Origin of the sequence: Nonomuraea sp. NPDC050202 (assembly GCF_040656115.1) — a bacterium.
GTDB lineage: Bacteria > Actinomycetota > Actinomycetes > Streptosporangiales > Streptosporangiaceae > Nonomuraea.
This window is the reverse complement of the sequence record NZ_JBFALF010000008.1, coordinates 282,977-303,095: the sequence shown is the minus strand read 5'-3', so window position 1 is coordinate 303,095 and position 20,119 is coordinate 282,977. Positions and strand designations below refer to the sequence as shown.

At 73.9% G+C, this 20,119-nt stretch carries 12 protein-coding genes; 9 read left to right on the top strand and 3 right to left on the bottom strand.

Translation table 11 applies throughout. From position 1 onward, the window contains the following. Positions 1 to 21 precede the first annotated feature (21 nt). Complete coding sequence (glgA, locus tag AB0I79_RS24180; protein WP_357876482.1) at positions 22 to 1,194, top strand: glycogen synthase; 1,173 nt, start codon at positions 22 to 24, stop codon at positions 1,192 to 1,194. A 76-nt stretch (positions 1,195 to 1,270) separates the two neighbouring features. On the opposite strand, the gene AB0I79_RS24175 is transcribed toward glgA, so the two are convergent. Beyond that, positions 1,271 to 2,311, bottom strand: coding sequence for a hypothetical protein (locus tag AB0I79_RS24175; RefSeq protein ID WP_357876480.1), 1,041 nt, complete (start codon positions 2,309 to 2,311; stop codon positions 1,271 to 1,273). A 76-nt stretch (positions 2,312 to 2,387) separates the two neighbouring features. Between AB0I79_RS24175 and AB0I79_RS24170 the strand changes: the two genes are divergently transcribed. Next, a complete protein-coding gene (locus AB0I79_RS24170; RefSeq protein ID WP_357876478.1) occupies positions 2,388 to 5,666 on the top strand; it encodes a S8 family serine peptidase in 3,279 nt (1,092 codons plus the stop codon). A gap of 34 nt (positions 5,667 to 5,700) precedes the next feature. Here the strand turns inward: AB0I79_RS24170 and AB0I79_RS24165 are convergent, their stop codons facing one another. Then, on the bottom strand, positions 5,701 to 6,105 hold the full coding sequence (locus AB0I79_RS24165; protein ID WP_357876476.1) for a nitroreductase family deazaflavin-dependent oxidoreductase: 405 nt from the start codon (positions 6,103 to 6,105) through the stop codon (positions 5,701 to 5,703). Between the two features lie 144 nt (positions 6,106 to 6,249). Between AB0I79_RS24165 and AB0I79_RS24160 the strand changes: the two genes are divergently transcribed. From AB0I79_RS24160 to AB0I79_RS24130, 7 genes are read left to right on the top strand one after another with little or no spacing between them, the layout of a single operon-like run. Continuing rightward, a complete protein-coding gene (locus AB0I79_RS24160; protein ID WP_357876474.1) occupies positions 6,250 to 7,248 on the top strand; it encodes a LacI family DNA-binding transcriptional regulator in 999 nt (332 codons plus the stop codon). After that, on the top strand, positions 7,245 to 8,513 hold the full coding sequence (locus AB0I79_RS24155; RefSeq protein WP_357876472.1) for a sugar ABC transporter substrate-binding protein: 1,269 nt from the start codon (positions 7,245 to 7,247) through the stop codon (positions 8,511 to 8,513). The genes AB0I79_RS24160 and AB0I79_RS24155 overlap by 4 nt, the downstream gene beginning before the upstream one ends. A gap of 3 nt (positions 8,514 to 8,516) precedes the next feature. Continuing rightward, entirely contained in the window at positions 8,517 to 9,446 is a 930-nt protein-coding gene (locus AB0I79_RS24150; RefSeq protein WP_357876470.1) for a sugar ABC transporter permease, read from the top strand. Next, entirely contained in the window at positions 9,443 to 10,267 is an 825-nt protein-coding gene (locus tag AB0I79_RS24145; protein WP_357876468.1) for a carbohydrate ABC transporter permease, read from the top strand. Before AB0I79_RS24150 ends, AB0I79_RS24145 begins: the two co-directional genes overlap by 4 nt. 10 nt (positions 10,268 to 10,277) lie before the next feature. After that, complete coding sequence (locus AB0I79_RS24140) at positions 10,278 to 11,801, top strand: glucoamylase family protein (protein ID WP_357876466.1); 1,524 nt, start codon at positions 10,278 to 10,280, stop codon at positions 11,799 to 11,801. Next, on the top strand, positions 11,798 to 13,495 hold the full coding sequence (locus AB0I79_RS24135) for a hypothetical protein (protein ID WP_357876464.1): 1,698 nt from the start codon (positions 11,798 to 11,800) through the stop codon (positions 13,493 to 13,495). Before AB0I79_RS24140 ends, AB0I79_RS24135 begins: the two co-directional genes overlap by 4 nt. A gap of 45 nt (positions 13,496 to 13,540) precedes the next feature. Continuing rightward, on the top strand, positions 13,541 to 19,813 hold the full coding sequence (locus AB0I79_RS24130) for a CHAT domain-containing protein (RefSeq protein ID WP_357876462.1): 6,273 nt from the start codon (positions 13,541 to 13,543) through the stop codon (positions 19,811 to 19,813). Here the strand turns inward: AB0I79_RS24130 and AB0I79_RS24125 are convergent. Next, the gene (locus AB0I79_RS24125) at positions 19,705 to 20,037 is read right to left on the bottom strand and encodes a hypothetical protein (protein ID WP_357876460.1); all 333 of its coding nucleotides are present in this window, start codon (positions 20,035 to 20,037) and stop codon (positions 19,705 to 19,707) included. The genes AB0I79_RS24130 and AB0I79_RS24125 overlap by 109 nt on opposite strands. Positions 20,038 to 20,119 lie beyond the last annotated feature (82 nt).

The following is a 20,119-nucleotide window of genomic DNA, read 5'->3' as shown; positions in this document are numbered from 1 at the left end:
GACCGCCCTTAAGGTCGTCTCATGCGTGTTGATCTGCTCAGCCGGGAGTATCCGCCCGAGGTGTACGGCGGGGCCGGGGTGCACATGGAGTACCTGGCCCGGGAGCTGAGGAAGCTCGCCGACGTACACGTGCGCTGCTTCGGGGCCGACCGCGCCGAGCCGGGCGTCTCGGCCTACCGGGTGCCCGGCGGGCTGGCGAGCGCCAACGCCGCGCTGCAGGTGCTCGGCGTGGATCTGGAGATGGCCGCCGACTGCGAGGGCGCCGACGTCGTGCACTCCCACACGTGGTACGCCAACTTCGCCGGCCACGTCGCGAAGCTGCTGCACGGCGTGCCCCACGTGATCACCACGCACAGCCTGGAGCCGCTGCGCCCGTGGAAGGCCGAGCAGCTCGGCGGCGGCTACGCGATCTCGGCGTGGGCCGAGCGCACGGCCCTGGCCGCCGCCGACGCGGTCGTGGCGGTCTCGGCGGGCATGCGCCGCGACGTGCTGGCCGCCTACCCGGAGATCCCGCCGGAGAAGGTCACCGTCATCCACAACGGCATCGACACCGCCCAGTACGTTCCCGACCCGGGCACCGACGTGCTGGAGAAGCACGGCGTGGACCCGGCCAGGCCGTACGTCGTCTTCGTCGGCCGCATCACCCGCCAGAAGGGCCTGGTCCACCTCCTGCACGCGGCGCGCTCCTTCGACCCGGCGGCGCAGCTCGTGCTGTGCGCGGGCGCCCCCGACACGCCGGAGATCGCCGCGGAGGTGACCGAATTGGTGCGCGGGCTCGACCGCGACGGCGTCCTCTGGATCCAGGAGATGCTGCCCAAGCCCGAGGTGATCCAGCTCCTGACGCACGCCACGGTGTTCGTGTGCCCGTCGGTGTACGAGCCCATGGGCATCGTCAACCTGGAGGCGATGGCCTGCGAGACCGCGGTGGTGGCGACGGCGACCGGCGGCATCCCCGAGGTGGTCGCCGACGGGGAGACCGGCCTGCTGGTGCCGATCTCCCAGGGCCCCGACGGCACCCCGCACGACCCGGAGCGCTTCGCCGCCGACCTGGCCGAGCGGGTCAACGCCCTGCTGGGGGATCCGGCGCGGGCGCGTGCCATGGGGGAGGCGGGCCGGGCCCGCGCGATCGAGCACTTCTCCTGGGCCCGCATCGCCGAGCGCACGGTGGACCTCTACGCCTCGCTGGGCGCCTGACCTCCGACGCCTCCACCGCCTTCTCCTCGCCTCCCGTACGCCGGCCCAGCCCCCTGCGGCCGGCCTCGGCTGAGCGTCAGACCAGGCCCCTGCGGCTGGCCTGGGCGCCCGCCTGGAAGCGGGTCTCGGCGTTGAGCTCGTCGAGCAGGTGCCGCAGGCGGCGGCGGAGGCTGCGCGGGCTGGTGCCGAGCTGCCGGGCGATGGCGTCGTCCTTGAGCCCGGCCGCCAGCAGCGCCAGCAGCCTGCGGTCCTCCAGGCCCAGGCCCGCGCCGGGATCGCCCTCCGGGCCGAGCTCCGGCGATCCCTGCGACCACAGCTCGGGGCGCACCGGCAACGCCTCCCGCCACAGCCGCTCGAACAGCTCCACCAGGGCCACCACCATGGTGGAGCCCCTGATCAGCACGCCGCGCGTCAGCGGCGGGTCCATGTGCAGCGGCATGACCGCCCGCGACCGGTCGACCAGCGCCATCTTGAACGGCAGCCACGGCAGGATCCGGGCCTCCTCGCCCGCCCTGATCAGGCTGCCCACCTCGTCGAGCGCCCCCGCGTGCTCGAAGGCCTCGGGCACGTAGATGGTGCGGTAGCGCACGCCGTTGCGCAGCAGGTCGGTCTGCAGCGGGTTGTGGTAGTCCAGCACGTACGGGGGCCGGTCGAAGGTCAGCACCTCCTCCTTGGCCTCCTGCTGCAGCCTGACGTACCAGCGCGCCTGCTCCTCGGGCCCGGCCAGCACCTCGAACTGGTCGCCTCCCTCGGGGTCGGTGCCGACGTCGCGGAAGGCCGCCTCCAGCTCGTCGGCCGTGTCGGTGAGCCGGTCCAGCTCGCTCTGCATGTCGCGGACCAGCGAGCGGATCGCGGTGCCCGGGTTCGTCGCCGTCCAGCGGGGCGAGCGCCCCCACAGGCGGCTCACCAGGCCCTTGACGCGGAGCCTGCTCAGCGACGACTGGATGCGCCCCGCGCTCTCGCCGCTCCGCATGACCAGCTCCTGCACCGTGATTCCGGGGCACGCCAGCACACTTCGGTAGATCCGCTCGTCGAACGCGCTGATACCGACGATCTCCAGCGCGCGGCCGTCCTCCTGCACGTGCTCGATCTTGGCCGTTTCCGGCAGTTGCCGCAATAGGCCACCAACGCCACCTTGTCACCAAATTTCACTGACAGTTAGAAAGCGGGATGTGCAACAGAGAACGGCCCTTATGGGCGTCGTGTTACTGGCCGCCACGGCGATCGCCGCGCCGGCCCAGGCCGCGCCCACCCAGCCCACCACCAAGCTCCAACCCGCGAAGACGATCACGCTCATCACCGGGGACAAGGTCACCCTCCGCGAGCTGCCCAACAAGCAGACCCAGCTCGACGTCGCCCCCGGCCCAGGCCGCGAGAAGATCAACTTCGTGCACCGCAGGTCCGCGGACGGGCTCAGCATCGTGCCCGTGGACGCGATGCCCCTCCTGGCCGCCGGCACCCTCGACCCCCGGCTCTTCGACGTCACCCGGCTGGCCGCGCTCGGCTACGACGACGCCACCAGCCCGCAGCTCCCGCTGATCATGACGTACGCCGGCGGCACCGACGCCGCCACGCTGCGCGCCGCCGGTGGGCGCCCGCTGCCCGCCATCAACGGCGTCGCCAGGAAGGAGCCCCGCACCGGCGCGCTCTGGCAGTCGCTGACGGGCCAGGCGCGGACCGCCACCGCCCCCGCGAAGATCTGGCTCGACGGCAAGGCCAAGGTCTCCCTCGACGTCAGCGTGCCGCACATCGGCGCGCCCGCCGCCTGGGCGGCCGGCCACACCGGCCAGGACGTCCCCGTCGCGGTGCTCGACACCGGCTACGACCCCGGCCACCCCGACCTGCGGGGCCAGGTCGTCGGGAGCGAGAACTTCACCACCGAACCCGACACCCGCGACCTGCACGGCCACGGCACGCACGTCGCCTCCACGGTCGCCGGCACCGGCGCCGCCTCCGACGGCAGGCGCAAGGGCGTCGCCCCGGGCGCCAAGCTCATGATCGGCAAGGTCTGCGGGCAGGACGGCTACTGCGCGGACTCGGCCATCGTCGAGGGCATGACCTGGGCGGCGCGCAATGGCGCCCGCGTGGCCAACCTCAGCCTCGGCGGCCCCGACGCCCCCGGGATCGACCCGCTGGAGCAGGCCGTCAACAGCCTCTCGGCCGAGTACGGCACGCTGTTCGTGATCGCCTCGGGCAACGAGGGGCCGCAGGCGCTCGGCTCGCCGAGCAGCGCCGACGCCGCGCTGTCCGTCGGCGCCTCCTACCGCGACGCCGACACCGTCGCCCAGTTCAGCAGCACCGGCCCGCGCCCGGGTGACGCCGCGGTCAAGCCCGACCTGATCGCCCCCGGCGTGGGCATCGTCGCCGCCAGGGCGGGCGCCCCCGAGGGGTCCTCGGGCGACGACCAGTACATGGAGATGAGCGGCACGTCCATGGCCACCCCGCACGTGGCGGGGGCGGCGGCGATCGTGGCCGGCCTGCACCCCGACTGGAAGGCCGAGCGCATCAAGGCGTCGCTGATGGCCTCCACCGCGCCCGGCGACGAGCTGGGCGCCTACATCCAGGGCTCCGGCCGCGTGGACGTCGCCCGCGCCCTCGCCCAGCGGATCACGGCCGAGCCCGTCTCGCTCGGCATGGGCGACGTCGAGCTGCCCGACACCGCGCCCAAGGAGCGCACGCTCACCTACCGCAACGACGGCGACGCGCCCGTCCGGCTGGAGCTGAGCGTGGTCGCCAAGGACGGGCACGGCCAGAGCGCCACGCCGTTCAGCCTCGGCGCCGACGCGGTGGAGGTGCCCGCGCACGGCACCGCCCAGGTGACGGTGACCGCCAGGCCCGCCGCCACCGGGCTGTTCAGCGGGACGGTCATCGCCAGGAGCGGTGACGTCACCGTACGCACCGGCATCGGCATGCGCGTCGAGCCGGAGAAGAGGGGGCTCGACCTGCGCTTCACCGGCAGCGACGGGCAGCCCGCCCAGATCGCCTTCGCCGGCGTGATCGACGTCGAGGCGGGCGAGCAGACCAACTACGACATCTCGGGCGGCAGCCTGGAGCTGCGGCTGCTCAAGGACCGCCGCTACACGGTCGTCACCCTGATGGCCGACCACGACGGCACCCTCGTGATGGCGGCCGAGCCGGAGTTCACTCTCGACGGCGACCGCACCGTCACCGCCGACGCCCGCCGCGCCAAGCCGGTGGACGTGCGCACGGAGGAGCCGACCGCGCGGCTGGCCATCGGCATGCTGGGCATGCTCCAGCTCGTCGAGGGCAAGCAGCCCCTCGGCGTGGACGTGGACCTGTCCGGCATGTGGGGCGCCGAGCGCGTCGAAGGCGTCAAGGCCATCCCGACGGCCCGCACGGCCGGCAAGACGTTCGCCTACTACCGCTGGACCCAGTGGGCCAAGCCGAAGGGCGACGGCACCTACGACGCCAGCCCGTACTTCTACCACCTGATGAAGGCCGAGCCGCGCATCCCCGCCGACCCCGGCTACCGCCCGCGCCGCCGCGACCTCGCCGAGGTCACCTCCACGTACGCCGCCCAGCAGGACGGCAAGACCGGCGAGCACATGGCGCTGCCCGTGCTGTACGGGACCGAGCTGGCCTGGATGCCCTACGTGCACGTGGCCCACGTGCCGCTGCCGTTCCGCAGGACCGAGTACTACACGCCCGGCGACACCGGCTGGTACCCGTCATTCGCCCAGTACAAGCTCCCGCCGGAGGGCATCGACGACCTCGACCAGTTCTTCTTCGGCCGGACCACCGTCTACCGCGCCGGCCAGAAGAGCACGGAACGCTGGAACGGCGCCGTCTTCGGGGCCGCCCTCCACCCTGACGGCGGCGTCACCTGGCGCGAGGAGAACATGATGCAGTTCGCCACCTCGCTGTTCGACGACGGCAGGGCCGACCGCCACTCCATCGGCAACTACACGGCCCCGCAGGCCGCGCTCTACCGCGACGGCAAGGAGATCTACCGCACCACCGACTACCTGCCCGGCTGGATCGACGTGCCCGCCGAGCGGAAGGAGAGCGAGTACCGCCTGACCATGACCGCCGACCGCGACCCGGCCATGACCAAGCTGTCCACCCGGGTCAGCGCCGAGTGGCGGTTCCGGTCGAAGACCCCCGCGGCGGGCGAACGGCAACTGCTGCCGCTGCTCGCCGTCAAGATCACCCCTGAGCTGGACGAGCACAACCGGGCCGCCGCGGGGCCCATGCGCATCCCGCTCCGCGTCCAGCGCCAGGACGGCTCGCCCGACCTGAGGCTGCGCACGCTGACCGCCGAGGTCTCCTACGACGACGGCCGCACGTGGTCGCCGGCCCTGGTGCACCCGGCGGGCAAGGACGGCTGGTCGGCGCAGACGTGGCATCCCGCCTGGGCGCGCGGCACGTTCGCCTCCCTGCGGGTCAAGGCCGTGGACACCGGCGGCAACGCCTTCAGCCAGACCGTCGTCAGGGCGTACCAGATCAAGTGAGCCGAGGGAGGTCCCGCCACGGCGGGACCTCCCGTCAGGCGGCGCGTTCGAGCACGACGACCGGGATCTCCCGGTCGGTCTTCTTCTGGTACTCGTCGTAGTCCGGCCAGGTGCGCGCCATGACCTTCCACATCTCGGGCTTCTCGTCGGGCGTGGCCGTGCGGGCGTGCGCCTTGAACCTGTCGCCCTTCACCTGCACCTCGACGTCCGGGCTGGCCTGGAGGTTCTTGTACCACCCCGGATGGTCGGCGTCCCCGCCCTTGGACGCCACCACGAGGTAGGAGTCGCCGAACGGCTGGTAGATGAGGGGAGTCGTGAACGGGCGGCCGGACTTGCGTCCCTTGGTGGTCAGCAGCAGGACGGTGGTGTCGTTCCAGTCGTGTCCCTCCGCGCCGTCGGTCTCCTGATAACGCCGGACATGTTCTTCGCCGTAGAGCATGCAGGCGAACCTACCCACCCCGGCCGTGACCTCACCGTTACTCGACGCGGTCTGGACGAGAAGTTAACGTGGTTGGCACACCCCTTTCTGTAAGCGCTTCCACCCTCTGGTGAGTGGAAGCGCTTACACAGGAAGAGAACCACCATGGACGTGACCATCTACGAAGTGGCCAGGCGGGCGGGCGTGTCGATCGCCACCGTGTCCAGGGCGCTGCGCGGCACCGGCCCCGTCGCCCCGAAGACACGGGAGAAGGTGCTCAAGGCCGTCGAGGAGCTCAACTTCACGCCCAGCCGCCTGGGCGTCAGCCTCGCCGAGGGCCGCCACGCCGCCAACGGCGTCGTCTTCCCCGACCTGGCGGGCCCGTACTACGCCGAGGTCCTGCTCGGCTACGAGGAGGTGGCCTCCGAGCTGGGCCGCTCGGTGGTCATCCTGTCCACCAAGGGCCGCACCAGGGTCGGCGACCTGATCAAGGACCTGGCCGGCCGGGTGGACGGCATGCTGATCTTCGGCCACACCGTGCCCGAGCCGCTGGTCGCCGAGCTGGTACGGCTCGGCGTGCGGCTGGTGTTCGTCTCCCGCGGCCCGCTGCCCGGCGCCGACACGCTGCGCAGCGAGAACACCGCCTCCGCCCACGCCCTGGCCGGGCACCTGCGCGGCCACGGCTACGAGCGCTTCGCCTTCCTCGGCGCCCCGCTCACCAGCCACGACGACGTGGACGAGCGCTGGCAGGGCGTGCGGGGCGTGCTCGGCAGGGCGATCGAGGCCGTCGGCACCGGCCACTACACCGTGGAGTGCGGCCACGAGGCCGCCACGAAGCTGCTCAAGGGCAGGGACAGGCCCCGGGCGATCATCTGCTCCGACGACGAGGTGGCGCTGGGGGCGCTGCTCGCCGCCGAGGAGCTCGGCCTCGACGTGCCCGGCGACGTGGCCGTGACCGGCTGGGACGACATCATGGCCGCCCGCCACGCCCGCCCGGCGCTGACCACCGTACGGCAGCCGATGCGCGAGCTCGGCGCCCGGGCCGCCCGCGCGCTCGACGAGCTCATCACGGGGGCCCGCGACACCCCGAGCCACATCGTCCTGACCACCGAGCTGGTCGTCCGCTCCAGCTGCGGTCACCACCCCCAGGAGGTACCGACGTGAACAGCACCACCCGGCGCGCCGTGGGCGTGCTGGCGATGACGATGACGATGGTGGCCGCGGGCTGCGGCCGCGCCACGGACACGGCGCCCGAGCAGGCGCAGGACGTCACGACCGGCAAGATCGCGGGGGAGGTCACCGTCTGGGCGATGGGCGAGGAGGGCAAGGCGCTCGGCGCGTTCGTCAAGGACTTCGAGAGCGCCAACCCCGGCGTCAAGGTCAACGTGACGGCCATCGGCTGGGACGTGGCCCACGACAAGATCACCTCGGCGATCGCGGGCGGCGCCACCCCCGACGTGAGCATGATCGGCTCCACCTGGTCGGGCGAGCTGGCCAAGACCGGCGCGCTGGAGCCGACGCCCGGCAACCTGGTCGACAAGGCGGCGTTCTTCCCCGGCGCCTGGCAGACCGTGGACATCAACGGCACCGCGTACGGCGTGCCCTGGTACGTCGAGACCCGCGTCCTGTACTACCGCACCGACCAGGCGAAGCAGGCCGGCGTGCGACCTCCGGGGACGTGGCAGGAGTTCACCGCGTTCGTCCGCGCGCTCAAGGACGAGGGCGGCGCGAGCCGCGGCTTCAACCAGAGCTACCAGCTCGGCGCCTCCTGGCAGGAGGTGCTGCCGCTGATCTGGCAGGCCGGCGGCGAGATCGTCAAGGACGGCAGGTACACCTTCGACACCCCCGAGGCGGTCACCGCGCTCAAGCAGTACGCCTCGCTGTTCGAGCAGAAGCTGGCCCCCACCGACACCCCCGCGAACGCCTTCCCGCAGACCTTCATCAAGGGCGAGGTCGGCGCGTTCTACTCCGGCCCGTGGATGATCGGCGTGCTCACCAACGACGGCGGCCCCGGCTTCGCGGACAAGTTCGACGTCGCCCCCTACCCCAAGGGCCCGGTCTCGGCGACGAGCTTCGTCGGCGGGGCCGACATGGCGGTGTTCAAGAAGGCGAAGAACCGCGACGCCGCCTGGAAGTTCATCCAGTGGCTGAGCGAGCCGAAGGTGCAGGCCAAGTGGTACACCACGGTCAAGGCGCTGCCCGCCGTACAGGCGGCCTGGCAGGAGCCCGAGCTCCAGGCCGACAAGCAGCTCGCGGTCTTCGGCGAGCAGCTCAAGGACGCCAGGACGCCGCCGCCGTTCCCCACCTGGGAGCAGGTGGCCAGGGTGCTGGAGGCCGAGCTGGAGAAGCTGGCCCGCGGCCGGTCCACCCCCGAGCAGACGGCCAAGGCGATCCAGGCGCAGGCCGACACGATCGGCACCGGCCTGTAAGCCATGGCCGTCGTCACGAGACAGGCGCCGCCCGCCCCGGCGCCGGTCAAGGTCAGGGGCGCGTTACGCCGGTCGGGCATCGGCTGGATCTTCATCCTGCCGTTCGTGGTGCTGTTCGCGGTGTTCTACCTGGGGCCGCTGCTGGTCGGCATCGGGATGAGCTTCACCGACATCCGCAGCACCGACGTGGCCGACCCGCTCGGCGTCAACCTGGTCGGCGTCGACAACTACCTGCGCCTCATGAACGACGGCGCCATGCGCCGGGCCGCGCTCAACACCGTGGTCTTCGTGGTCACGGCGCTGCCGCTGACCATCGGGCTCGGGCTGGCCGCGGCCGTGCTGCTCAACACGGGCATCGCCCGCCTGCCCGCCGCGTTCTTCCGGCTCGGCTACTACCTGCCCAACATCACCAGCATCATCGGCATCGCGGTGGCCTGGAAGTTCCTGCTGGAGCCCGAGGCCGGGCTGGTCAACCGGCTGCTCGGCCTGGCCGGCGTCGAGGGCCCCAACTGGCTGGAGAACGAGGCCACCGCGCTGCCCTCGATCATCGTCATGACGGCCTGGCGCAGCTTCGGCTTCACCATGGTCGTGCTGCTGGCCGCGTTGCAGACCATCCCGAGGGAGCTGTACGAGGCCGCGGCGGTGGACGGCGCCGGCCGCTGGGCCCGCTTCCACGCGGTCACCCTGCCCTCGCTGCGGCCCGTGCTGCTGTTCTGCACGGTCTACAGCTCGGTCGGCTTCATGCAGTTCCTGGAGGAGCCGCTGGTCATGACCAGAGGCGGGCCGCTGGACGCCACCCTGTCGGCCTCGCTGGCCATCTTCGGCCAGTTCGGCGTCGGCAACTACGGCTACGCCGGAGCCGCCTCGACCGTGCTGTTCACGGTGATCGTGGCGCTGGCCGTGCTGCAGCTCAGGCTGGGGAGGAACCGATGACCAGGACCACCCGCCGCCAGCGCGCGATCGTCTACCTCGGGCTCAGCGTCGGCCTGGCGCTCGTCGCGGGGCCGTTCCTGTGGACCGCGCTCAGCTCGTTCAAACCCGAGCGGGAGATCAGACGCGACCCGCCGACGTTCTGGCCGCGGACGTGGACGCTGGACAACTTCGCCGAGCTGTTCGGCCGGGTGGACCTCGGCACCGCCTTCGCCAACAGCATGATCATCGCGCTCGTCCTGGTCGCCACGAACCTGCTGTTCTGCTCCATGGTCGGCTACGCCTTCGCCAAGCTCTCCTTCCGCGGCAAGAACCTCGCCTTCGGCCTGGTGCTCGTGCAGCTCGCGATCCCCGCGATCGTCGTGATGATGCCGCAGTTCGTGCTGATCGCCAGGCTCGGCATGGTCAACACGTTCATCGGGATCATCCTGCCGACCGTGGTGACGCCGCTCGGCGTGTTCATGATGCGGCAGTTCATCTCCGACCTGCCCGACGAGCTGATCGACGCGGCCCGCGTGGACGGCGCCAGGGAGTTCCGCGTCTTCTTCACGATCATCCTGCCGCTGTGCGGGCCCGCGCTGGCCACGCTCGGCCTCATCACGTTCCTCGGCTCGTGGAACAACTTCCTCTGGCCGGCCGTGGTCGCCCAGAGCGAGGACATGTACACCCTCCCCGTCGCCCTCAACATCCTGAACGGCTACGAGGGCACCCACTACAACCTGCTGGTGGCCGGGTCGGTCGTGGTGATCGCGCCGATCCTGTTCCTGTTCGTCTTCCTGCAGCGCTTCTTCATCCAGGGCATCGCCACCACCGGCCTCAAGTAGAGGAGCACCCATGCGCAAGACGGTCCTGTCCTGCTTACTCGTGCTGTCCCTGGCCGCCACGGCCACCCCCGCCGCTGCCGACAGCACCGCCGTCAGCACCGCCGACAGCACCCTGCACCGCTACGCCAGGGACACCTGGCGGTCGATGGCCGCCATGGTCGAGCCCGCCACCGGCCTGCCCGGCGACAAGGTGACCGGAGACCTGAGGACCAGGGCCCGGATCACCTCGCCCACCAACATCGCCACGTACGTGTGGAGCACGCTCGCCGCCCGCGACCTGCGCCTGATCACCGCCCGCGACGCCGCCGCCAGGATCGGCAGGGTGCTGGACGCCCTGGCCCGCATGGAGCGCAACACCCCCACCGGCCAGTTCTACAACTGGTACGACCCGGCCACCCTCCAGCTCGCCCGCAGCTTCCCCGACTCCGGCGACCCCATCCACCCCTTCGCCTCCAGCGTGGACAACGGCTGGCTGGCCGCGGCGCTCATGATGGTCCGCACCGCCGTCCCCGCCCACGCCAGGGCGGCCGGCACGCTGGTGAACTCGATGGACTTCACCGCCTACTACGACCCGGCCGCCCGCCCCGACGCCGGCACCGGCCTGCTGCGCGGCGGCTTCTGGCCCGAGCCGCCGCCCAGGGACTGCAACACCCCGACCGACTACGCCGGCACCGGCGTCACCGTCTACTCCACCTGCCACCACTACGGCGCCCCCGCCGAGACCCGCATCGGTCAGTACGTCGGCATCGCGCTCGGCCAGCTCCCGGCCGAGAGCTACTTCGGCCCCTACCGCACGTTCCCCGACAACGGCTGCGACTACGGCTGGCAGGAGCAGAGACCGGCCGGGCAGTGGAAGCAGTACCGCGGCGTCAACGTCTGGGAGGGCACCTACGAGTACCGCGGCATGCGGTACGTCCCCAACTGGGGCGGCTCGATGTTCGAGGCCCTCATGCCCGACCTGGTCGTCCCCGAGTCCCGGTGGGCGCCCAGGAGCTGGGGCCGCAACCACCCGGTGTTCGTCCGCGCCCAGATCGAGCACGGCCTGAACGAGGCGAAGTACGGCTACTGGGGCTTCTCCCCGTCCAACGACCCCCATGGCGGCTACGACGTCTACGGCGTGGACCAGCTCGGCATGGACGAGCCCGGCTACTCCTCCGACCGCGAGCGCACCAGCGTCGACCCCGGCTACGAGGGCTGCCGCCCCGCCAAGCCGCTGCCGGAGGCGTACGGGGACGGCGTCGTGACCCCGCACGCCAGCTTCCTGGCCCTGCCGTACGCGAAGCAGGCCGCGCTGGACAACCTGGCCAGGCTGCGCCGCGACTTCGACGCCTACGGCCCCGGCGGCTTCTACGACGCGATCGCCGTCCGCTCCGGCGTCGTGTCGAAGTGGTACCTGGCGCTCGACCAGGGCATGGCCATGGCCGCGCTGGGCAACCTGCTCACCGGAGGCAGCCTGCACCGCTACTTCGCCGGCTCCGGCGTGGAGGACAGGCTCCGGCCGGTGATGCGGCTCGAGGATTGGCAGGTCGGATGATCGAGGCACCCACTGGCCTGCGCGCGGTACCGGGCGCCGGGCACGTCACGCTGACCTGGGAGCCCGTGCCCGGCGCCATCGGCTACCTCGTGCACCGGGACGGCGTGCCCGCCGTCCCGCCCGAGGTGGACGTGCCCGCCGTCCCCGCCTGCCGCTTCGTCGATACCGGCCACGGGCCGGCCGCCTACACGGTGGCCGCCGTCTCACCCGCCCAGGGCCCGTTCTGCGCCCCCGTCGAGGCCGCGCCGCTGCCCGCCCGCGACGGGGCCGCGGTCTCGGTGCGCGTGGACGCGTGCCGGGCGACCCGCGAGCTGCCGCGGCCGTGGGCGTCCATGGTGGGCTCCGAGCACCTGTCGCACCTGCTCAGCACCGACGAGACCGGCGGCAGGCCCATCGGCGAGGAGCTGGCGGCGGCGCTGCGCCTCGTGCACGAGGAGCTCGGCGTCAGGACCGTCCGCGCGCACGCCGTCCTCGGCGACGACCTCGGCGTCTACCGGCAGGGCCGGCCCTACGACTTCTCCCGCGTGGACGCCGTCTACGACCGGGTCGTCGCGCTGGGCCTGCGGCCGATCGTGGAGCTCGGCTTCATGCCCCGCGACCTGGCCGCCGACCCGTCGAAGACCGTCTTCCAGTACGAGGCCGTCATCTCGCCGCCGAAGGACTTCGAGGCGTGGGCCGACCTCGTCAGAGCCCTGGTCGAGCACCTGGCCGGCCGGTACGGCATCCGCGACCTGGTCGAGCACTGGGCCTTCGAGGTCTGGAACGAGCCCAACCTGGACGTCTTCTGGTCCGGCACCCGCGAGGAGTACTTCCTGCTCTACGACGTCACCGCCGCCGCCGTGCGCGACGTGCACCCGCACCTGCGCGTCGGCGGGCCCGCCTCGGCCGCCAACGGCTGGGTGGCGGAGCTGCTCGCGCACGTCGCCGAGTCGGGCGCGGCGCTCGACTTCGTCTCCACCCACACCTACGGCAACGCCCCGCTCGACTGGCGTCCCGTCCTGGAGGCGTACGGGCGGGACGTGCCGATCTGGTGGACCGAATGGGGCCCCACGCCCACCCACTTCCACGGCATCGGGGACGGGCCGTTCGGGGCGGCGTTCGTGCTGCACGGCATGAAGTCGGCGGCCGGCAGGGTCGCCGCGCTGTCGCACTGGGTGGCCTCCGACCACTTCGAGGAGCTGGGCCGGCCGCCCCGGCTGTTCCACGGCGGGTTCGGCCTGCTGACCGTCGGCAACCTGCGCAAGCCCCGCTTCCACGCCCTCGCGCTGGTCGGCCGGCTGGGCGACGCGGAGCTGGCCGCCGAGGTGGACGGCGACGTGGCGGGCGTCGAGGCGTGGGCGGCCCGGCACCCCGACGGCCGGGTCGGCGTGCTCGTCTGGAACGGCACGCTCAACAGCGCCCAGTCCGCCGGGGCGCCCGAGCTGGCCCGCGCGGTCACGCTGACCGTCGAGGGGCTGGAGCGCGGCGCGTACACGCTGACCCACCACCGCATCGACGCCGTCCACACCAACGTGGAGGCGGCCTGGCAGGCGATGGGCGGCGGCGACTGGCCGGCCGGCGAGCAGTGGGAGGCGCTCGGGCGGGCCGACGGGCTCGACGAGCTCGTCCCGCCCGCCACCGTCACGGGACCGTCGCTCAGCCTGGCGTTCGACCTGCCCATGCCGGGTGTGTCGTTCCTGGAGCTGACACCCTGAGTGACGGTCCTGTACGCGGGCGCACGCCGGTGAGAGCCTGTGCCCATGACCGAACCGGCCGGGGCGCTGGCCGCCCGCATCGAGCGGTTCGAACAGACCGCGGATCCCGGGCTGATCTGGGAACCCGCGGCGCTGTCCGAGGCCGAACAGGCGATGCGGGCGTGCGCGGGCGACCGGTCCGACGCGGCCACCTGGCGGCTCATCGGGATGCTGCACCTGGCCCGCTACCGGCTCGACCAGCAGACCACCCAGGACGCCGCGGTGGCGGGCGCCTTCTTCGCCGCCGTGGCCGTGGCGGACCCCGGCCGGCTGCCCGAGAAGCTGCGCGGCTCCAACGCGCCGCCGGGCGAGTCGGCCGGCACCTGGGCGGGGCTGGTGGAGGAGGTGTTCAGGCACGTCGACCCGGCCACGTACCGGCACGTCGGGCTGCTCATCCACGCGCTGGTCCGCCGCGCCATGGCGCACCCCACCCCCGAGGCGAGCGAGCGGCTGACGCGGCTGCTGCTCCAGGAGTCCATGCGCTCCACCGACCCCTCCTGGGCGCCCGGCGCGCTGGGGCTGGTGGGGGCCGGGCTGGCGCGCCTGTACGCGATGACCGGCGAGCGGGGCGTCATCGGCGACGCGGTGCACGTGCTGCTGCGGGCGGCGCTCGGCGACGCGGCCCACGTGGCGGACCTGGCGGCGGCGCTGGGGTCGGCGGCGCCCGACGACGAGGAGCTGGTCAGGGCCTACGTGGCGGCGGCGGAGGCTCCGCCGGGGACCCGGAGCAGGTCGCAGGCGCTGCTGGCGCTCGTCGATCTCACCCAGGCGCGGGCCGCGGCCTCGTACGCGGACGGCGACCTGCTGGCGTTCATCAGGGCGGGGCAGTGCGCGCTGGACTTCTGGCACGAGCAGTGGGCGCATCCGGGGGTGGTGGCGCCGTACGCGTCCGGGCTCATCGAGTGGTACGTCGTCACCGGCGACGAACGTTCCCTCGAAGCCGCCACCGAGATGCTCGAAGCCCTGCGCGTGGCGCCCGACGAGAGCGCGCGCGGGCTCGGTGACGACCCGCTCGTCCGGCTCGCGCTGCTCGGCAAGCGCCGCTGGCGCCGCTACCTGGTCACCGGCGACCTCGCCGACCTGGACGACGCCGTGGACGTCCTGCGGCAGGCGGCCCGGCACGCCCCTACCGGCCATCCGGACCGGGCCAGGCACCTGACCACCCTGGCCAACGCCCTGCTCAGGCGGGCCGTCGTCACCGGCGGCGACCCCGCGGCGCCTGTCGCGGCCGCCCGCGCCGCCCTGGCCGCCCTCGGCTCGCAGGACCCGGCCAGGGCGGGCACGCTGCTGCTGCTCGGCCGGGCGCTCAGGCTGCGGCTCACCCCGCAGACCGCCGACGAGGCCGTCTCCGCGTTACGCGAGGCCCTGTCGGTGGGGGAGTCGGCGGGCTTCCGCGTGGAGGCGTACGGGCTGGTGTCGGAGGTGCTGTGCTGGCGGGCCACGCGGGTGGAGGGCGAGCGGCGGGCCGGGGACCTGCACGAGGCCGTGCTCTCCGCCCGGCAGGGGGTCGAGCTGGCGCAGAAGGCCGCGCACGGGCAGACGGGCGCGCAGCGGACGCTCTGCAAGGCGCTGCTGGCCCGCTACGCGGCGCACCGCGACGCCCGCGACCTGACCGAGGCCCTCGCCCTGGCCGGCGACGGCGACGCCGCCCTGCTGCCCGAGGCGCTGGCCCTGGCGGGCGTGGAGTCCGGCCTATCGCGCGGGGCACTGGCCCTGGCAGGGGAGGGAGAGGCCGGCCCGTCGCGCGAGCCGCCGGCGGGCGAGGGCGGCGCAGGTCCGCTGCCCGCGCCGGATGTCCCGCACGCCGTGGACGAGCAGCTCGCGCGGGCCGCGACCGAGCTGGCGCTGCGGCTGCCGGACGAGGAGGTGGCGCTCAAGCTGCTCGGGCTGGCCGAACGGGGGACGGCGGAGCCTGGCGAGTTCCTGCTGGAGGTGGCGCAGCGGCTGACCGGCTCCGGCCGGCACGGCACCGCCGCACGGGTGCTGGAAAGGGCGGTACGGGCGTTCGAGTCGGCCGGGTCGCCGGCGCGCGCCGCGCAAGCCCTGGCCGGACTGGGAGCGGTCCACGAGGACCCCGGCTTCGCGCATCAGGCCGCGGAAGGATACGAGCGGGCTCTCGCGGCGTACGAACGCTCGGCCGCCCTCTACCGCTCGCTGGCCGATCCCCGCTCCGAGGCGCTCCAACTCGGCAACATGGGCCTCCTCCACCTGCGCGCCGGCGACCCGGCCCGCGCCGTCGAGCACCACCTGCGTGCCGCCGCACTGTGCGAGGCCGCGGGGCTGCCGGCCGAGGAGGCGGCGCAGCAGGGGCACGCGGCGCAGGCGTACCTGGCGCTGGGCGACCCGGACTCCGCCGTCGCCTGCGCGGCCCGCGCCCGCGAGCTGCACCAGCACGCCGGTGACAGGCGGGCCGCCGCGCTCGCCCTCGTACCGGCCGCCAGGGCCGCCGTGGACCTGGACGACCTCACCGCGGCGAACGAGCGCATGGCCGCGTGCGCCATCGAGCTGGAGGCGGCGGAGGAGTGGCAGGAGGCGTGCAGGACGCTCGACGCGCACGCCGTGACCCTGGCCGAGCGCGGCCATCACGGCCAGGCCGCGGCCTGCGAGACCCGGCTGGTGGAGATCGTGCGCCGCCGGGGGCAGCGGCGCGAGCCCGCCGACGAGTGGTACCGCATCGGCGAGCGCCGCCGGGCCCGCGGCGACACCGGCGGGGCCAGGATGGCGTTCGAGCTGGCCGGGCGCGAGTACGAGTCGATCGGCCACCACGACGGAGCCGCGTCGGTGCGCTACAACCTGGGCGTGCTGGCGTACGCGGAGGGCGAGCCGGGGCCTGCGCTGGAGGAGTTCGGGGCGGCGGCGGAGGCGTTCGGGAGATTGCGGGTGCCGGCCAAGGAGGCGGTCGCGCTGGTCATGGGCGCCTCCTGCCTGACCGCGCTGGACCGCGTCGAGGACGCCCTGGCCGACCTCGACCGGGCGTCGGAGCTGGCCGCCGCCGAGGGCGACCTGGACGCGCTCTTCACCGCCGCCCTGGGCCGGGCCGCGGCGGACGTCCGGCTGGGGGAGCCGCAGGAGGCGGCGCAGCGCCTGTACTCGGCACTCGGCCTGGCCGCCGGCGACGCGCTCAAGGAGGCCGTCGTACGCGACCGCCTCGCCGCGCTCGCCGCCCGCGACGGGGACCTGCGGGCGCAGGCCGAGGCCCTGGAGGCGGCGCTCGAAGGCTTCCGCGCCGGCGACCCGGACCGGCTGACGGCCCTCGCCGCGCTCAAGCTCGGCCTCGTCCTGGAGGCGCTCGGGGAGTTCCGCCGGGCCCGGGAGCATCTGGAGGAGGGCCTGGCAGGCCTCGCCGCGGCCCCCGACCTCCGCTCGTCCGGGGCGCCGTTCGAGGTCGTCGCCGCCATGGCGGGCGGCCTGGACGCCGAGCTCCTGTCCCGCCTGGCCACCCTCCAACTCACCCTCGGCGACCTCACCCGCGGCCGCGCCACCCTCGCCCAGGCGGTCGCCTCCCTCCGGGCCGAGGGACGGCGGGGGGAGGCTCTGGAGCGCCTGGAGGCCCGGCTACGCCTGGAGGAGGCCGAGGCGGCCGGCGACCTGACGACGTCCCGCGCCCTCGCCGAGCAAGCCCTCGGCGCGGCGGCCGGTGAGGGCGGGGGAGCCGCTGACCGGTCCTACCTCCTGGCCAAGCTCTCCCCTTGCTGCCGCGAGCTGGGCGACCTGGCCGCCGCCCACGAGTACGCGGCGCGCGGGTACGAGCTGCGCGACGAGCGGGCGATCGAGCACCTGTGCAACCTGGGCGCGGCGGCCACGGCCATGGGGCGCGCGCAGGAGGCGGCCGGTCACCTGACCAGGGCGGTGGAGCTGGCCCGCGACACGGACTCCGCGTTGCCCGCCCACCTCGTCCGGTCCCTCGCCCTGCTGGGAGCCGCGCTCACGGACCTGGGCCGCGGGCAGGAGGCCGCACGGGCGTACGCGGAGGGGCTGGCCCTCGTCGAGGCCCCGATCTGGCGGGCGCTCCGGGCACCGCTCCTGTCCGGCCTGGCCGGCCTCCACCTCAAGCTCGGCGACCTGAACGAGGCCGCCACCCGCTACCGCGAGGCCATCGCGATCGGCGAGGAACTGGGCCGGCGTGCCGGCCTCGCCACCGCCTACGCCGACCTCGGCCTGGTCCACGAGCTGCGCGGCGAGCCCACCGAAGCCGTGCCGCTCCTCGAACGCGCCCTCGACCTCGAACGCGCCCACGGCCACGGCCGGGGAACGGTCCTGGCCCTGCTCGCCCTCGCCCGCCTGGGCGCGCCGGAACGGCTCGTGGAGGCGCTCACGCTCGCCCAGGCCATCGGTTACCGGGCGGGAGAGGCCGTCGCCCAGCTCCACCTGGGAGCCCTCGACCTCACCACCGCCGCGCCAGGCACGACCGCCCGCGACACCACCGGCGCCGCCTCTTCCCATGGCCGTGCCCGTGACCGTCTCTCCACGGCCATCGACCTCCTGACCGGCCTCGGCCACGACCAGGCGCTCGCCACCGCCTACCACCACCGCTCGATCGCCGAGGAGGGGCTCGGCGACCTCCCCGCCGCCCTCGCCGACGCCGAACGCGCCTGCGCGCTGGGCCATGAGACCTCCCGCGACCGTGCGATCCGGCTGGCGGCACGCCTGAACCTCGGCATGACGGCCTGGACCCACGCCGAACAGGCCAAGCTCAACACCCTCAGCACCGAGCCCATCGCCCACCGGTCCTCACCCTCAGCGCGAGCCCACCAGCCCCTGCCCTCCACAGGAGCCCAGCTCCCGACCTCCGCAGGAGGCCAGCTCCCGACCTCCGCAGGAGGCCACCAGCCCCCGTCCTCCGCAGGAGGCCACCAGCCCCCGTCCTCCGCAGGAGCCCACCAGCTCCCGCCGTCCGCGCGGGCCCACCAGCTTCCCGCCGACCTTCTGGAGGCCGAGCAGCGCGGGCTGGAAGCCGTCCGGACCCTCCTGACGATCGCCCGCAACACCCGCGACCCCGAGCGCGCCGCGCCCGTCTTCCGCCGAGCCCGCGCCGCCCAGGCGGAGCTGGAGGCCCTGTGGCAGCGCATGGAGCCGGCGGCCCCCGACCACGTGGCCCTGCGCAGGGGCAGGCCGCCCACGAGGGCCCAGCTCGACGCCCTCGTCAGCGTCCCCGACCACGAGGCGGGGGCGAGGGCGCTGCTCGGGTTCCACCTGGGCGAGGGCACCGTGACGGTCCTGGCCCACCGCACCGGCTGGCCCGAGCCCCGCGCCTTCCCCACCACGGTCGGCCACGACCTGCTGACCGGCTTCCGCCGCACCGTCAACGGCCGCCGGCCCGGCCTCCTCGACATCGAGGCCCGCCGCCACCGCGCGGACCTCTGGCGCCGCCTGGCCGACCTGCTGCTCTCCGACGCGCTCGACGCCCTCGGCAACGGCATCGACCTGCTCCACCTGATCCCGCACCCCGCGCTCCGTCAGATCCCCCTGCACGCCCTGTCACCGTCGGGCCGCCTGCTCATCGAGCGTTTCCCCGTGGCCTACGCCCCCTCCGCCGCCGCCCTGACCCGCCTGCAGCGCCGCCCCCGTACCCCGGCCGCCGGCTCGCTGGTGCTCGGCTTCAGCACCGACCAGGCCGCCCGCCCCGCCGTCGAGGCAGAGGCGGGGGAGGCGGCCACCCTGCTCGGCACCGAGCCCCACCTGGCCCGGGAGGCCACCTCGCGCCTCCTCCCGGGCTCCTGGGACGTGCTCCACCTGGCCTGCCCGGCCGTGTACGACCACGCCGACCCGTTCAGCTCGGGCATCCGCCTGGCCGACGGCCTTCTCACGGCCCGCCGCCTCATGTCCATGAACGTGACCGCGGACGTGGCCCTCATCACCGGCCACGAGCAGCCGCTCCCGCCGGGCCCCGAAGCCCCGCCCGCTCCCGGCACGTCGCCCGCTCCCGGCACGTCGGCCGCGAGCACCGGCGCCCCGCCGGTCCCGGGCACGGCGGCCGCGCCCGCTGGGGACGGCATGGCCGCGCTCTCCTCCGCGCTGCTGCACGCGGGCGTCCGCTCCGCGCTGCTCACGCTCTGGCCGGTCTCACCCGAGATCACCGGCGTCCTGGCCCGGGACATCCACACCCGCCTCAGAGCAGGCGCCACCTCGGCGACCGCCTTCCGCGCCGCCGTGCTGGCCCTGCGCGACCTCTACGGCTCCACCGAGCCGGACCTCTGGGCCTCGTACGCGCCGGTCGGCCTCTTGACCGACTCGCCCGCCCACGGAGAGTCGGGCACCAGCGTCACCAGCACCAGATAGCCGAAGAACCCCACGGCCAGCCCCACGGCATACCCGCCGAACACCTCGGGCAGCTCCAGCAGCGCCGTCACCAGCCCGCCGCCGACCGCGGCCAGCACGGCCGCCAGCTCCGTCAGCCCGGCGCCCGACCGCCGGTGCCGCAGTGTCCCGTACGTGATCCAGCCGATCACCAGCCCGAAGCAGATCGCGCCGATCACCGCCATCGCCAGAACCTCCAAGCTCATCGGGCCACCCGCTCGCCGGCCGGCGGAAGGATCGCCGTTCACGATCGCACGCGGGAGCCCCGGCTGGCTAGAACCCGGCGCG

Coding starts and splice junctions, on each gene's coding strand:
- AB0I79_RS24170 (WP_357876478.1), top strand. CDS start 2,388: ATGGGCGTCGTGTTACTGGCCGCCACGGCGATCGCCGCGCCGGCCCAG.
- AB0I79_RS24160 (WP_357876474.1), top strand. CDS start 6,250: ATGGACGTGACCATCTACGAAGTGGCCAGGCGGGCGGGCGTGTCGATC.
- glgA (WP_357876482.1), top strand. CDS start 22: ATGCGTGTTGATCTGCTCAGCCGGGAGTATCCGCCCGAGGTGTACGGC.
- AB0I79_RS24150 (WP_357876470.1), top strand. CDS start 8,517: ATGGCCGTCGTCACGAGACAGGCGCCGCCCGCCCCGGCGCCGGTCAAG.
- AB0I79_RS24135 (WP_357876464.1), top strand. CDS start 11,798: ATGATCGAGGCACCCACTGGCCTGCGCGCGGTACCGGGCGCCGGGCAC.
- AB0I79_RS24165 (WP_357876476.1), bottom strand. CDS start 6,105: ATGCTCTACGGCGAAGAACATGTCCGGCGTTATCAGGAGACCGACGGC.
- AB0I79_RS24130 (WP_357876462.1), top strand. CDS start 13,541: ATGACCGAACCGGCCGGGGCGCTGGCCGCCCGCATCGAGCGGTTCGAA.
- AB0I79_RS24145 (WP_357876468.1), top strand. CDS start 9,443: ATGACCAGGACCACCCGCCGCCAGCGCGCGATCGTCTACCTCGGGCTC.
- AB0I79_RS24140 (WP_357876466.1), top strand. CDS start 10,278: ATGCGCAAGACGGTCCTGTCCTGCTTACTCGTGCTGTCCCTGGCCGCC.
- AB0I79_RS24125 (WP_357876460.1), bottom strand. CDS start 20,037: ATGAGCTTGGAGGTTCTGGCGATGGCGGTGATCGGCGCGATCTGCTTC.